This window comes from Thioclava sp. (genome assembly GCF_048263065.1).
Classification (GTDB): Bacteria; Pseudomonadota; Alphaproteobacteria; order Rhodobacterales; family Rhodobacteraceae; genus Thioclava.
The window spans coordinates 26862-41676 of the sequence record NZ_JBLXEM010000019.1; the positions used below are offsets into that span (position 1 = coordinate 26862).

Consider the following 14815-nt stretch of genomic DNA (forward strand, 5'->3'; position numbering starts at 1 on the left):
GCCAATGCGCCATCAGAAATGACGGCGCACAGGCCGATTGCCCGGTTGTGTGTAAGGGGACGCAGAGATGAGCAAACATCACGATAACGATTGTAATGTAAAACCTGTCGCGAATAACGACACGGCCGACACGGCCTTCAACACTGCTGTCACGATCAACGTGCTGGCCAACGATACCGATGCCGATGGCGACACGCTCAGCATCTATGGCACGCCCACGGCTGACAATGGCTCGGTCGTGGTCAATTCTGATGGTACGCTCACCTTTACACCGGACACGGATTTCACGGGCACGGCTGACATTTGCTACACTGTTTCAGATGGCAATGGCGGCTATGACAGCGCGACCGTGCACATCAATGTTGAGGAAGAACAGCTTGACGGTATCGTCGAGGGCACCTCGGGCGATGATCTGATCGATTATAGCTACTCCGGCGATCCTCAAGGCGACATGGTGGATCATGATGACGCGATCTTGCCCCATGATACGGCCAATGATGACATCATCGAAGCGGGCGCGGGCAATGACACCGTTTATGCAGGCGCAGGCAATGACTTGGTCGATGGCGGCGCTGGTGACGATCTGATCTACGGTCAGGGCGGCGACGATATGCTGAACGGCGATTCCGGCAATGACACTATTTATGGTGACAATGGCGGTGCTCCCAGCACCCCGGCTGCCGATCCGGTTGATCAAACCGTTGATTGGGGCGATTTCAAAACCGATTGCGGCAAAGTCGAGGATCAGACCGTTGATCTGGGCGACACTAAGGTGGCGTTTGATTTCACCGTGCTCGATAAAGGTGCAACGGCCAGCTACACCAACACCACTGAATATACTGGCGGTGCCAGCGTTGACGAACATTCGGGCCTGAAGCTCTACGGTGCCGGTGGCGAAGGCGGGGTCGATCAGACCTCAATGACGACGCTGAGCTTTAGCTCGGACAATGACGACTATACCGGCGAAGTGCAGAACATGTCCTTCCGCATCAATGATGTGGATAAGGGCAATTCCTCGGACAACCACGTTGATATCGTAACGCTGCTGGCCGTCGACGATGAGGGCAACCCGGTCGACATCAAGATCACGCCCTCGGGCCACCAGACCGTCAGCTACGATGCCAGCTCTGGCACCTACACGATCACCGGCACCGATTCCGACACCGGCAATATCGGCTCGGATGATGCCGTGGGGTCGGTTCTGGTCGAGATCGCGGATCCGACTGCGAAACTCTCGATCGGCTATGCCAACGGTGCCAACACCGATCAGGCGATCACGATCACCGATATCCACTGTGAAACTGTCCCCGTGATCACCGATACCGGCGAGCCGGGCAATGATGTGATTAACGGCGGCACTGGCGATGATGTGCTTTACGGCGAGCAAGGCAATGACACGCTGTCGGGCGATGCGGGCAATGACACGTTGTCGGGCGGGCAGGGCGACGACAGCCTTTCTGGCGATGATGGCGCAGACAGCCTGATGGGCGATGCGGGCGATGATACTGTCACCGGTGGCGCTGGCAATGACACGATCGAGGGCGGCTCGGGCGCAGACAGCCTTGTTGGCGGCGATGATCAGGACATGTTCGTGGTCGGTTCGGCGACCGACGGCTCAGGCGACAGCATTGACGGGTCAGAGGGTGGCGATGACTATGACACGCTTGATCTGACGGGCGCAGGCCCGGTGCGTGTGGACTCCACTGTGACCGCGACCGATCCGGTGACTGGCGTCTCGACCTACACCGGCACCGTTTCTTTCCTAGATGACGACGGCAACACTGTTGGCACGTTGGAATTCCAGAACATCGAGAATATTGTCACCGATGGCGATGGGATTGTTGAAGGAACCGACGGCAACGACCTGATCGACTATGAGTACACGGGCGATCCCCAAGGCGACATGATCGACCATGGCGATGCGATTCTGCCCCACGACACGCCCAATGACGATATCGTCGAAGCCGGCGCGGGCAATGATACGGTCGATGCGGGGCAGGGCGATGACCTTGTCTATGGCGGCACCGGCAATGACCTGCTTAACGGCGAGAGCGGCGATGACACTCTGCTGGGTGAGGCGGGCAATGACACGCTCAATGGCGGCACCGGCAATGACAGCCTGGTCGGCGGTTCGGGCAATGATTTGGCCGAGGGCGGTGACGGCAACGACTTTATCGACACTTCGGGCAGCGACCCCAAACCCGATCTGGCCTTCCCGGGCGGATGGAGCGCTGACACCAATCCCAACAATGACCTCGACACCGTTTATGGTGGTGCAGGCAATGACACGATCTTCACCGGCGACGATGCTGATTATGTCGATGGCGGCACTGGTAATGATGTGATCGATTCGGGCATCGACGCCGATACGGTCTTTGGCGGCGATGGCAACGACAAAATCACCTCAGGTGAGGGATCGGATAGCGTCGATGGCGGCGATGGCAATGATACGATCTATGGCGGTCTTGGCCCAAGCTATCCTGATATCATCAACGTTCCCAATGACAGCCCGATCTACCCTGATCCGGTGACCGATAACGGCATGGATACGCTTTCGGGCGGTGCTGGAAACGACGTCATCTACGGTGAGGATGACGACGACTTGATCTATGGCGGCACCGGCAATGACATGCTGGATGGCGGGATCGACAACGATACGCTGTTTGGCGATGCCGGGAACGACACGCTAAAAGGCGGGCAGGGCGACGATACGCTGGACGGTGGCGAGGGTAGCGACTCGGTCTCGGGTGGCGATGATCGCGATCTGTTCGTGGTCGGCTCGGCAGAGGATGGCATTGGCGACACGCTGGATGGCGGCGAGGGTGGCGATGATTTCGACACGCTCGATCTGACTGGCTCGGGGCCGCTGCGGGTGGATAGCCATGTGACCGATTACGATCCGGTTTCGGGTGTCAGCACCTATGCGGGCACGGTCACCTTCTTGGATGGCGACGGCAACCCGGATGGCACGCTTGAATTCTCCAATATGGAGCAAGTGATCCCCTGCTTCACGCCGGGCACGATGATTGCCACGCCCAAAGGCGAAGTGCCCGCCGAGACGCTCAAAGAAGGTGACAAGGTGTTGACGCGCGACAACGGTATCCAAGAGATCCGTTGGGCCGGGCGTTGCGATCTGACCCGCGAGATGCTGCAGGATGCGCCGCATCTGGCTCCGGTGCTGATCAAGGCTGGCTCGCTTGGCAATGATCTGCCCGAGCGCGACATGCTGGTCTCGCCTAACCACCGGATGCTGGTGGCCAATGACAAAACCGCGCTTTATTTCGAAGAGCACGAGGTTCTCGTCGCTGCCAAGCACCTCGTTGGGAATGCCGGCATCGCATCGGCGCAGACGCTGGGCACCAGCTACCTGCACTTCATGTTCGACCGCCATGAGGTGGTTCTGGGCAACGGTGCCTGGACCGAAAGCTTCCAGCCGGGCGACATGACCTTGGGTGGCATGGGCAATGCGCAGCGTCAGGAGATTTTTGAGCTGTTCCCCGAGCTGCAAACCTCGGCGGGTCGCAAAGATTACCAAGCGGCACGCAAAACGTTGAAAAAACACGAGGCTGCGGTTCTTCTCAAGGGCTGATTGCTAGACCTATCGCGCCCGGGGCCACGGTTCCGGGCGCAAACATGTCGTGAACAGATTGTGGCTGTTTCATGTCAGGAAACGCTTAATTTCGTCTAAAGTGGCGAAATTTGGGCATTTTTACGTTTCTTTAAATCCTGTTCTGCCATACCATTTTTTATGGGGGCCCTAGTAACTTGGCATAATGTCACGGAAACGGGGCAAAGAAGACTGCGGCAGATATACGAATGAATGCAAATGCGAACATCCCGGGGCCAACCCCTTTCCTGACCTCTGTCTTTGCAGAGCAGGGGCCGGATTGCGCGCAGATGCTCCGGCTTGAATTTAGCGATCATGACGAACGCAATGGCGTGTTGCGCGGCTATGATGCGCAGGGTCAGGCATTGTTCAGCGGCGAAATTGCGACCGTCGTCGCGGCGCTGCCGTGTTTTACGCAAGACGCGCGCATCGTGACCGAGGCGGGCGAAATGGCCGTCTCTGATCTGCGCGCGGGCCAACGTGTCGTGACGCGCGACAACGGCCTGCAAGAGTTGCGCTGGATCGGCGCCCGTCGTTTTGGTTGGCGGATGCTGGGTTTGAACCCGCTGCTGCGCCCGGTGCGACTGGCGGCCAGTGCGCTGGGCAGCAATCTGCCGGAAACCGAAATCACCGTCTCGCCCAATCACCGCCTGTTATCGACCACGCCAGCGCTGGGCGCATCGGGCGAGCAAATGGTGATGGCGCGCGATCTGATCGGGCTTGAGGGCGTGACACAATGCGCCTGTCCCGAGGTGACCTATTTCCAATTGCTGTTTGATCACCACGAGCTGGTGCTGGCTAACGGCATCTGGTCCGAAAGTTTTCGCCCGACCGCTGACAATATCGCTTCGCTTTCGACGCAATCACGCGCCGATTTGATGGCCGCTCTTCCCAGCGCTGTTGAGGCACTTGACTATGCCGCTGTGCGCCCCGATGCGCCGCTGGTGGATCAAAAAGTTTCCTAGGCCAACCGACCTCTGACACGGTTTGCACGATGGGCCGGATGCAATCGCATCCGGCCTTCATCTTTTGCGGGTCATAAAAAAAGGCCGGGCGCGCGGCCCGGCCGAAGTGCCGACTCTCCGGGGAACAGAGAGCCTGCGTGCGTCACAGGAAGCGGCGCATTTCGATCTGCACGCTGGCGCGGCTTAGTCCGATATCATTCAACAGGCGATCATCCAGTTTCCCTAGCGCCTTGCGCGAGCGATACACAGACAGCGCGCGCGCAACGCGCGCAGTCAGACCATTGGTGGTGTGACGGGCGAGGGCGGGGCGGGTCCGCGTAAGGGTCAACATGGGGATACCTTTCTTGTGTTGATACAATATGTGTTGTTCTGGTATGGAATGAATACAAAGAGCAAATTGAGTCGGCCAGAGAAACATTGTGACTGATACAAGCTGGACAGCAGACCTCGCCCGCCAAAGCGGCCCCAAATACCTCGCCCTCGTGCGGGCATTGCGCGAAGGGATCCGCAAGGGAGACCTTGCACCGGGCGCAAAACTCCCAACGGTCAGGGACTTGGCGTGGCGTCTTGGCGTGACGCCGGGCACCGTTGCACGGGGTTATCAAATAGCCACGCAAGAGGGGCTTTTGCAGGCCGTTGTGGGGCGCGGTACATTTGTATCGACACAATCTCGCCGCATGGGGCCAACCGAGACATTGTACACGATGGCGTCGCGCGATCCTGCACTTGATGAAAATGTGGTCGATCTGCGCTCGCCGCAATTGCCCGATATCGGGCAGTCCGAGGCGCTCAAGCGCGCGATGATCGCCGCGGCGGACGATATTGGCTGGCACTATCTGGAATATCCCGGCCTCAAGCGCGACGAATACTGCCGGCAAGCCGCGCTAAGCTGGTTCTCGGAATATACCGATTTCGATGCCATCACGGCCGATGATCTGGTGTTGACCCATGGAGGGCAGAACGGGATCAACGTCGTGATGCAATGCTGCCTGCGCGGTGAGCGCCCCGTCATCCATGCCGAGGCGCTGGCCTATCCGGGCTTTCGCCATGCCGCGCGGCTCAACCGGGCCGAGATGCGCGCCGTGGCGATTGACGACGAAGGCATGATCCCCGAGGCGCTGGATGCGGCGTGTCGTCGCCATGGCGGGCAGTTGGTGTGTGTGACGCCCGATGCGCAAAACCCCACCGCCGGGCGGATGCAAATGGCGCGCCGTCATGCCTTGGTCGAGGTCGCGCGCCGCCATGATTTGCAGATCATTGAGGACGATTGCTACACCGCCCCCGTCACTGGTTTGGCGAGCCTGCGCACGCTTGCGCCGGAACGCTGCTGGCATATCACCTCGCTGTCGAAATCCATTTCGGCGGGGATGCGCTTTGGCATTGTGGTGGCCCCTGAGGGCATGGGCGAGGCGGGCCGTCTGACCGCGCAGCACAGCTATTTTGGGCTGTCGCGCCCGGTCACCGACATCATGGCGCGGCTGTTTGAAAGCGGCGAAGCGCTGGATCTCAAACACCGTGCGCAGGCTGAAATGGGGCGGCGGTTGCAGATGTTGCTACAGGCACTTGGCGATCAGGAATTGGGCTGGCAATCGGGGCTGAGCTTTGTGTGGCTGACCTTGCCGCTGGGCTGGCGCGCATCGGCGTTTGTGCGCATGGCCGAGGCCGAGGGCGTGCTGCTGCGTGCGGCGGATGAATATGTGCTGCAAGACGGGCAGGCCCCAAATGCTGTGCGCATCGCGCTGTCGGGCGGGGTCAGCGAAGAGCGGTTCCGTCAAGCGGTCGAGACGCTCAAACGGTTGCTGGAACGTATGCCCGACCACCTGTTGGTCTAAGCCCCCCGTTGGCGCGCCATCAGGGGGCTGCGGTTTCATCAGTAGTGCAGCATCACGCCGCAGGGCGGATTTCGCGCGCGCCGCTTTGCGCAGGTAGCGGGTGATTGAGGAGGCCCATCTCCGCCCGCCGCACGTTTGAAAAGGCGACCGGCATGCGTAGCGCCGCATAGCTGCGACCGTCTTCGTCGTTGCGATAGATCGGCCCCATCCGGCTGACATCATAGCCCACCTGACGCAGCGCGCGCATCAACGCCAGCGACGACAGACAGATCATTTCATCCGCGCCCCGCTCCATCGCGCGCTCAACCAAGCCATCGACGACCAGACGCAGACAGGTCGTGCGATCAACCTGCGTGCCTAACGTGTCGGAAATCACCAGCCGCGTGCATTCCCACACCGAATCCGAGGCGATATCATCGGGTAGTACTTCGGCCGGGATGTGATCAAGTTTACCCAGATGTGCATCGCGCAACATATAGGTATTTGGCCCCCAGATTGCCGTGGTGGACATCGCGCGTGCACCCCCAACCACCTCTCCGTCTTTGATCACGATCGAATAATGCGCGAGCGGCGTGTCATATTGGTCCATCTCGACGTCATTATTATGGGGCACGTCCCAACCAAGCTGGTCCACGAAAACCTTTTTGCGCAAACGCAAGAAATCGTAAAACGCGGTTCCATGTTGATGAAGCTGGGAAAATTCGAATGTTTGATTGTGCATGTTAACCTCCTTTAGGATGGTTAATCACAAACACGAATTCGTAAAATTTTCACCACTTTGGGTTGCGAAGTGCTAAATGAGTCGCCTTGCGGATGCGATTGCCAGCAATTCTATTGCATTCTTAGCGCCGAATTTTCGACAGGCCGAGGCGATGCGTGCTTTGACCGCGCTTTCGCTAATCGAAAGCTCTGCCGCGATTTGTTTCAGCAATAGCCCGTCTGCGCGCATTCGGATGGCTTCGGCCTCGGCATCTGTCAGGCTTGGCCCGCTTTGCGCACGCGAATGCAGACGTTTGAGCGTTTGGAGCGCTTGCTCAAGCTCACCGTCCTTGAACTCGCGATCACTGCGAAACATCACCCCATAGCTGCGTCGCCCGCAATCTGCGCCACCGCTGACCGAGATCGTCGCACCATAGTTCAGGTTCAGACTGCGTGCCAAATCCAGAACGCCGGCAGGATCGGGCAGCGTGATTTCGCTCCAGCGAATCGCGCCCTGATTGCCATAAATCCAACGCATTGAGGGATCGTGAACGAACAGGCCGCGCTGTGTGTATTCCTCGATCCAGTCCTGATTAAGGCAGTTCATTTCTTCTTCAGGAAAGGAATATCCCACGCGCAATGCCACATAATAACCAGCAGGCGCTAGTGTTTGGAGTAGGGGCTGGCAGTGCTTCAAGCTCATTCGCAGGTCAAACCGCTTGCGTTTCAAAAGGGCGATACCTAATCTCGCGGTAAGGGGCGATGAGTAGGTGTTGGGACTTAACCTATGATTGTATGCGGCATATGAAAACCGAAATTCGACATTCGGTGGAGCAATTGCTGAGCGAGACCGGTGCGCTTTGCGATACGGGTTATGCCTATGCCCTTCATATCCGCTTTACACGCCCGAGTTTCATGTATCGCACCTATCCCCAAAGCTGGATCTCGCGCTACGATGAAAAGGGCATGATCATCGAGGATCCGGTGGTGAAGTGGGGCCTTAGCGAGACAGGGCTCAGGCGCTGGAGCGATCTTGAGGATCCCGACGGCATTCTGGCCGATGCTGCGGCGCATGGCTTGACCAATGGGCTGACCTGCGCGGTGGGGCCATCTAGTTCGCGCTCGATCGCGGGGTTCACGCGATCTGATCGTGCGTTTTCGGACGACGAGGCGGAGATACTTTTGGGCATCACCGAAAAGCTGCATCAGCTAACGCAACAAGCGCTTTGATGGGACGTTCCGCGGGTGATGGCCTTGGTGCCACGATCGCGCCATTGGTCTGTGCGCGCAGCTAATCTTAGATGATTTCATCCTCGTCAAACAGCGGATCATCGGTCAACTGGTCATTCAGATCGCCTACCGCATCTTCGGCAACCTTCATCGAGTGCACACGCGCGAGGTGAATAATCGCATCCCCTTCGTTCACCACGGGCAACACCGCACGCCCGACAACGATGCCATCAAAGGGGGCGGTGATTTCCTGTTCATTTTCGCCAAACGGATCGCACACCACCGCCATCAGATCGCCGCTTGCCACCACATCGCCGCGCCCGCGAAACGTGCGCAGCAAGCCACCTGCAGGCGCGCGCAGCCATTTGCTGGAACTGCAATATTGCGGCGCCGCCTTGGGCTTGGCGATCCCTTTGGCGGGCAGTTGCCCGATATGGCGCATCACGCGCAAGATCCCGGCCACGCCCGCGCGCACCGACATCTCGTCAAAGCGCAGCCCTTCGCCCGCCTCAAATAGCAAAATATCCTTGCCGATCTCTTTCGCTGCACCGCGCAGTGATCCTTCGCGCAGCGGCGATTGCAAGATCACGGGCGCGCCGAACACCTCGGCCAGTTCAGCTGTATAGGCGTTATCGGGTGAGATGCGCACTTGGGGCAGGTTGGTGCGATGGATCGCAGCCGAGTGTAGATCAATCCCAAGATCGCAGCGCGCCACGATTTCATTGAGAAACATAAAGGCCAGCCGCGAGGCGAGCGAGCCCCCCGGCGTACCCGGAAACATCCGGTTCAGATCACGTCGGTCGGGCAGGTAGCGCGAATGGTTGATAAAGCCGAACGCATTCACGATTGGGATCACGATCAAGGTGCCGCGCAGCGATTTGAGATTGGGCGCGCGCAACAAACGGCGCACAATTTCAACGCCGATCACCTCATCGCCGTGAATCCCTGCGCTGACGAACATGGTCGGGCCGTCGGCCTTGCCATGAATGACATGCGCCGACATCGAAACCGGCGTGTGATCGGAGAGAACGCTGACGGGTAGGTCAACGGTCTGGCGCGTGCCGGGCGCGATGACATGGTCGCCAATTTCAAACCCTGCGCGCTTTGCCATTAGCCTTTGCCCTTGGTTTTGGTGCTTCCGGTAGTTGCATTTTTCTCAATATATTCAATGATCTTACTCGCCACATCAAGGCCCGTTGCCTTTTCAACGCCTTCCAGACCGGGCGAGGAGTTCACCTCCATCACGACGGGGCCGTGATTGGCGCGCAGCATATCGACACCGCACACATTCAGCCCCATGGATTTCGCCGCACGCACGGCTGTGGCACGTTCTTCGGGCGAAAGTTTGATCAGTTGCGCCGATCCGCCCCGATGCAAGTTTGAGCGAAAATCACCTTCGGCCCCGGTGCGTTTCATCGCTGCGATCACCTTGCCACCCACGACGATTGCGCGAATGTCAGTGCCGCCCGCTTCCTTGATGAACTCTTGCAACAGGATGTTCACGCCCGCGCCGCGAAACGCCTCGACGACGGATTTCGCAGAACGCTTGGTATCGGCCAGAACCACGCCGATGCCCTGCGTCCCCTCAAGCAGTTTGATCACGACGGGCGCGCCACCTGCGAGCTCCAGCACCTCATCGGTTTGCTTGGGATCATGAGCGAAGGTCGTGACCGGCAGGCCCACCCCGTCGCGCGCCAATAGCTGCATTGAGCGCAGTTTGTCCCGGCTGCGCCCGATCGCGACGCTTTCATTGAGCGGATAGACCCCCATCATTTCGAACTGGCGCAGCACGGCCAGACCGTAAAACGTGACCGACGCCCCGATCCGCGGGATCACCGCGTCAAACCCCTCCAGCTTTTCGCCGTTGTAATACATCTCTGGGCGGCGCGAGGCGATGTTCATATAGCAGCGCAGCGTGTTGATGATATGCAGCTCGTGGCCACGCGCCTCGGCCGCCTCCTTGAGGCGTTTATGCGAATAGAGTTCCGGATTGCGCGCCATCATTGCGATTTTCATTAGAAAACTCCTTCTGCCACAGGGGCGTTACTGACCTAAGCCGCTCGTCAAATTGGCGCGGCGCGTGTGCACTGCGATATTGTGTCTCTTCAGCGCGGTGCGCCCGACAATCATCGGAAAGCGCATATTGCTGCGATCGGTCAGCGACACCGCGATGGTCCAGGCCCGGTCGATCAGCTTTAACTTGGTGCGGATCACGATACGCTCTTCGGGGATGCCGCTGGTGTTCTTGATGTGGCGCCACTCGTAAATCGGGGATTCCACCGCGACCTCGGGCATCTCATCATCGGGTTGAACCATAAAGCGCACCCAGTCTTTGCCCTCACGCGTGAAGGTTTCGATCTGCGTGGCATGCAGCGCCGAGGTGCGCGCGCCAGTGTCGATCTTGGCCTTGATCTGATGCAAGCCCAGCTCGGGCAGGTCGAGATGTTCCATCCAGCCAATGACAAGCAGCTCTGGCTTGGGTTTCTTGGCTTTTTTCATCCGCGCACCCTCCATGGCATCTAGCTCCTTTAGCGTCGGTTGTGGCGGGGTGGCCCTGAGCGCGGGACGATCCTTGATCCTGTCTTGGGCTTTACAATGACAATAAAATTCTGTCTATAGATAAAAAATAATTGCTATCGGAAAAAGAATGTCAGATTTCCAGGCCGCAGCGCGTCACTTGGCCAACCTTTACACCAAAAGCTTTGGTGGCAAACCTAATGGCCGGTTTCGTCTATCCTCCAAGCAGGTCAAAGAGCTGCTAGGGCGCAAACGGATCTATCCCGATGACGTCGTGCAGCTGACCCGCGCCGCCTTTGAGATCGGCTTTGTTGTGATCGATATGGACAGCTTTTTCGTTGTGCTTAGCGCCAATGCGTTCGTGAATTATCGGCGCGTAAGTGGCGAGGCGCTGACAACGGCGATGGCTGCGCCCTGAGCCTTCGAAAGGACTGCGACAACAACGGGGGCGTTGCACCGGGATCATCCCAAGACGTAAGCCTTCAAGAGAGCGACGGTCGTTCCTTTGATCGACCACAAGACTGCGGCCTCGATATGTCTAGCACCATGATGCCACCGCTTTTGATGCAGCCGCGCGACATTTATTTTGCAAAGCACGTCCTCGTGGCGGTCATATGTCTTTCAATTTCACGCCATTTATTCGCCTTTTTTCACGCCTAGGTTGCTTAAAACAAAACGCGCGGCATAGGCCGCGTGATCTGAGCAGTGATTTTGAGCGGCCCCATAATGTCCTTTATTTCTAATCCCGACCTGTTTCCGTTTTTGCTTGCGGCGGGTCTTGTTGTGTTTCTGCTGGTGCTGGAAATCGCGCTGATGATGGGCGGGTTTTCAAGCGTGGGCGATGCGCCAGACCTTGTCGATGCGCCTGATCTGGATTTTGATGTCACGGCGATGAGCGCGCCAGAACTCGCTGCCGAGTTTGATTTGCCAAGCGATATCGCCGCGCAGGTTGAGCTGGATCTTGGCGGCTATGACAGCCCGACCGCGATCACGCATGACGTATCTGGCACCTCGGCGGGGGGCATTTTGGATGTCTTGGGGATGCGCAAAGTGCCGATGACGGTGTGGCTTGCGATCTTTCTGGCGCTGTTTGCGGGCGCGGGGCTTGTGATGCAGACGCTCCTGTCGGCGACGTTTGGCTGGACGCTGCCGCGCCTCATCGCGGTGCCCATTGCGCTGGTGCCTGCGCTAGCGCTGACCCGCGCCATCGCAAGCGGCATTGCGCGGTTGATCCCGCGCACGCAGACCTCTGCCATCTCTGAACGCAGTCTGGGACGTTGCCGTGGCGTTGTCACAATCGGCACCGCGCGGCGGGGCAACCCGGCGCAGGTGCGCATCACCGATGGATATGGCAACACCCACTACACCATGCTCGAACCGCTCTCAGACAGCGATGAGATCACCCAAGGGAGCGAGGTGCTGGTGCTGCGTCTGCCACGCGGCCTGCTGCGTCTCGTTCCACTGGGATGATCTTCCCGTAACCTTTTCCCAATCAATCCCCGGTATAAGTTCAAAACAGGACCTTTCCCCATGACACTTCTCATTGGCCTGGCAATGCCTCTCTTGCTGATCATCTTCGCCTTCCTTGTGGCGGCTTTGGCTTTTTCACGTATGTATGTGCGCTCAACGCGCGAAGTCAGCCTTGTCAAAACCGGGACGGGCGGGCGTCAGGTGATCATCGACGGGGGCGCTTTGGTGATCCCGGTGCTGCATGAAATCACCCGTATCAACATGCGCACCACCCGTCTTGAAGTGCGTCGTGACGGCAATTCCGCGTTGATCACAAAGGATCGGATGCGCGTCGATGTGGGCGTTGAATTCTACGTCACCGTTCAGGCTAACGAAGAGGGCATCGCGCGTGCTGCCCTGACCTTGGGTGATCGCTCTTTTGATGAACGCGCGCTGCGCGAAATGGTCGAGGGCAAGCTGGTCGATGGCCTGCGTGCCGTGGCCGCCAAAATGGATCTTGATGATCTGCACGAGAACCGCGCGAATTTCGTCCAACAAGTCCAGCAAGCCGTGGCCGAAGATCTGCGCAAGAACGGTCTCGAACTGGAATCGGTGTCGCTGACAGCCCTTGATCAGACGCCGCTTGACGGGCTCGATGAGAACAACGTGTTCAACGCCGAAGGCCTGAAACATCAGGTGGAGCGGATCGCCGAAAGCCGCAAGAAACGCGCCGCGATTGAGGCGGAGGCCGAAGTGGCTGTTGCGCGCTCCAAGCAAGAGGCCGAGGTGCAACGCTATGAGGTGGAGCGCGAGCAGGAAGAGGCCCGCGTTGCCCAGCGTGTGAAAATGGAAGAGCTGGCCGGTCGCGAAACCGCCCAAAAGGCGCGCCAAAAAGAAGAGGCCCAGACCGCCTCGGAACAGGCCCGTATTGCACGCGAACGCGCCATCGAGATTGCCGAACAGGAACGCCAGCGCGCAATCCAGATCGCCGAGCAGGACCGCCAGATTGCGGTCTCGGAAAAATCCGAAGCCGAAAGTCAGGCCCGTGCGCGCGCTGATCTGGCCAAAGCCGAGGCGATCAAGGCCACCGAAGCGATTGAGACCGAACGCCGTGTGGCCGAGGGCGAACGTCAGAAACGCCTGACAATCCTGTCCGCCGAGGAAGAGGCCGAAAAGAACGCCACCCGCATTCGCGTGTCGGCCAAGGCTGATCGCGAGGCCACCGAAGACCGCGCCGCTGCGATGCGTGAACTGGCACAGGCCGAGGCCGATCAGGTCACGATCCGCGCTGAAGCCGCCAAAAGCGAGGCTCTGGCCGAGGCCGACGGATTGCGTGCCCAGAAGCTGGCCGAAGCCGAAGGGACGCGCGCCTTGGCCGAGGCTGAAAACGGCTTGTCGGCCTCGATTATCGACTTCCGGCTCGCCAAAGCGCGCCTTGAAGCGATGCCGAAAATCGTGGCTGAAATGGTCAAACCGGCCGAGAAAATCGGTGGCATCACGATCCACAAGGTCGATGGGCTGACCGGTGCCACTGGCGGCGGTGCAGGTGCTGCGCAATCGGGTGGTGGTGACGGGTTGGTCAACCAAGCCTTTGACGAGATGCGCAAAATGGCGTTCCAACTGCCCGCACTGGATGCAATCGGCAAACAGGTAGGGCTGAACATGGACAAGGGCATGACCGGCATGGTCGCGGACTTGTTCGTGAAAGAAGGGCAGGGCGGGGTAAATACGTCCGAGCCCCCCGAGAAGATTGCAGATCTCGCCGACTGACACGCGCAAACCAAACGCGCTCCCATCGTGTTAAATCCACTTTGGGAGCGCAGTTTTATTTGGTGACCCCGTCGCGGTCTGAACGCCCACGACGGGGCAGCATCCCTCGCCGATCCAGCCCTTTACGCAAAACAGGCCGCCGCCCCTTCACAGGGTACGGTTTCAATCTGTATCGTGGCATGGGCGATGGCGAAGTCCTCGGCTAGTTCGTGCGCAAGATGCTGGATCAGCGCATCGCCGTCCGCGCCGCTCCAGACCAGATGCACCGACAGGGCGGTGCGCGTCGTTGAAAGCGGCCAGATGTGCAGGTCGTGCACATTGCTGACACCGGGCTGCGCCCCCAGCCAATCGGCAATCGCCTGACGGTCGATGGTTTCGGGCACGCCGTCCAGTTCCAGCCGCAGCGAGTCGCGCAGCAGGCCCCATGCCGTGAACGCGATCACAATGCTGACGCCAATCGCGACCACCGGATCAAGCCAATCCCATCCGGTCAGCATGATTCCGGCCGCCGCTACCACCACCGCACCCGACACCACCGCATCTGCGGCCATGTGCAAAAACGCGCCCTTGGCATTCAGATCGCCCTTTTGCGAGCGCATGAACAATAGTGCCGATCCGGTGTTGACCGCGATCCCGATCAGCGCAACCCACAGGATCGTGGCACCGGGCAGATTGACGGGCGTGCCAAAGCGATGCGCGGCCTCCCAGATCACCAGCACGACGCCGATCAGAATGGCGGTGGCGTT

At 59.1% G+C, this 14815-nt stretch carries 14 protein-coding genes; 7 read left to right on the forward strand and 7 right to left on the reverse strand.

Features of this window, described 5'->3' with window-relative positions; genetic code table 11:
* Positions 1 to 67: 67 nt before the first annotated feature.
* Both ACN0SD_RS16250 and ACN0SD_RS16255 read left to right on the forward strand, forming a co-directional pair.
* Positions 68 to 3589, forward strand: a complete 3522-nt coding sequence (locus ACN0SD_RS16250; RefSeq protein WP_417809273.1) for a Hint domain-containing protein — start codon at positions 68 to 70, stop codon at positions 3587 to 3589.
* A gap of 308 nt (positions 3590 to 3897) precedes the next feature.
* Positions 3898 to 4572, forward strand: coding sequence for a Hint domain-containing protein (locus ACN0SD_RS16255; RefSeq protein ID WP_417809274.1), 675 nt, complete (start codon positions 3898 to 3900; stop codon positions 4570 to 4572).
* 142 nt (positions 4573 to 4714) lie between these two features.
* Here ACN0SD_RS16255 and ACN0SD_RS16260 read toward each other — a convergent pair whose 3' ends face one another.
* Positions 4715 to 4903 (reverse strand): DUF1127 domain-containing protein, encoded by a 189-nt coding sequence (locus ACN0SD_RS16260; protein WP_417809275.1) that lies wholly within the window; start codon positions 4901 to 4903, stop codon positions 4715 to 4717.
* Between the two features lie 88 nt (positions 4904 to 4991).
* On the opposite strand from ACN0SD_RS16260, the gene ACN0SD_RS16265 reads away from it, so the two are divergent.
* Positions 4992 to 6404 carry a PLP-dependent aminotransferase family protein gene (locus ACN0SD_RS16265; RefSeq protein ID WP_417809276.1) on the forward strand — a complete coding sequence of 471 codons (1413 nt, stop codon included), beginning with the start codon at positions 4992 to 4994 and terminating at the stop codon, positions 6402 to 6404.
* Between the two features lie 52 nt (positions 6405 to 6456).
* On the opposite strand, the gene ACN0SD_RS16270 is transcribed toward ACN0SD_RS16265, so the two are convergent.
* Positions 6457 to 7125: an acyl-homoserine-lactone synthase gene (locus ACN0SD_RS16270; RefSeq protein WP_417809277.1), complete on the reverse strand. Its 669-nt coding sequence runs from the start codon at positions 7123 to 7125 to the stop codon at positions 6457 to 6459.
* Between the two features lie 72 nt (positions 7126 to 7197).
* Positions 7198 to 7710, reverse strand: a complete 513-nt coding sequence (locus ACN0SD_RS16275; protein ID WP_417809278.1) for an autoinducer binding domain-containing protein — start codon at positions 7708 to 7710, stop codon at positions 7198 to 7200.
* Positions 7711 to 7907: 197 nt separating this feature from the next.
* Between ACN0SD_RS16275 and ACN0SD_RS16280 the strand changes: the two genes are divergently transcribed.
* Positions 7908 to 8333 (forward strand): autoinducer binding domain-containing protein, encoded by a 426-nt coding sequence (locus ACN0SD_RS16280; protein ID WP_417809279.1) that lies wholly within the window; start codon positions 7908 to 7910, stop codon positions 8331 to 8333.
* A gap of 67 nt (positions 8334 to 8400) precedes the next feature.
* Here ACN0SD_RS16280 and ACN0SD_RS16285 read toward each other — a convergent pair whose 3' ends face one another.
* From ACN0SD_RS16285 to ACN0SD_RS16295, 3 genes are read right to left on the reverse strand one after another with little or no spacing between them, the layout of a single operon-like run.
* Positions 8401 to 9444: a succinylglutamate desuccinylase/aspartoacylase family protein gene (locus ACN0SD_RS16285; protein WP_417809280.1), complete on the reverse strand. Its 1044-nt coding sequence runs from the start codon at positions 9442 to 9444 to the stop codon at positions 8401 to 8403.
* Positions 9444 to 10349 (reverse strand): 30S ribosomal protein S6--L-glutamate ligase, encoded by a 906-nt coding sequence (gene rimK / locus ACN0SD_RS16290; protein ID WP_417809281.1) that lies wholly within the window; start codon positions 10347 to 10349, stop codon positions 9444 to 9446. The genes ACN0SD_RS16285 and rimK overlap by 1 nt, the downstream gene beginning before the upstream one ends.
* Before the next feature lie 27 nt (positions 10350 to 10376).
* Positions 10377 to 10832: an ATP-dependent zinc protease gene (locus ACN0SD_RS16295; RefSeq protein ID WP_417809282.1), complete on the reverse strand. Its 456-nt coding sequence runs from the start codon at positions 10830 to 10832 to the stop codon at positions 10377 to 10379.
* Between the two features lie 148 nt (positions 10833 to 10980).
* Here ACN0SD_RS16295 and ACN0SD_RS16300 point away from each other — a divergent pair, with 148 nt between their 5' ends.
* From ACN0SD_RS16300 to ACN0SD_RS16310, 3 genes are all read left to right on the forward strand, one after another.
* The gene (locus ACN0SD_RS16300) at positions 10981 to 11268 is read left to right on the forward strand and encodes a hypothetical protein (RefSeq protein WP_417809283.1); all 288 of its coding nucleotides are present in this window, start codon (positions 10981 to 10983) and stop codon (positions 11266 to 11268) included.
* Positions 11269 to 11576: 308 nt separating this feature from the next.
* Positions 11577 to 12320: an OB-fold-containig protein gene (locus ACN0SD_RS16305; protein WP_417809284.1), complete on the forward strand. Its 744-nt coding sequence runs from the start codon at positions 11577 to 11579 to the stop codon at positions 12318 to 12320.
* Positions 12321 to 12380: 60 nt separating this feature from the next.
* Positions 12381 to 14069, forward strand: coding sequence for a flotillin family protein (locus ACN0SD_RS16310; RefSeq protein ID WP_417809285.1), 1689 nt, complete (start codon positions 12381 to 12383; stop codon positions 14067 to 14069).
* 122 nt (positions 14070 to 14191) lie between these two features.
* Here the strand turns inward: ACN0SD_RS16310 and ACN0SD_RS16315 are convergent.
* On the reverse strand, positions 14192 to 14815 hold a 624-nt coding region (locus ACN0SD_RS16315; protein WP_417809286.1), incomplete at its 5' end, for a cation diffusion facilitator family transporter.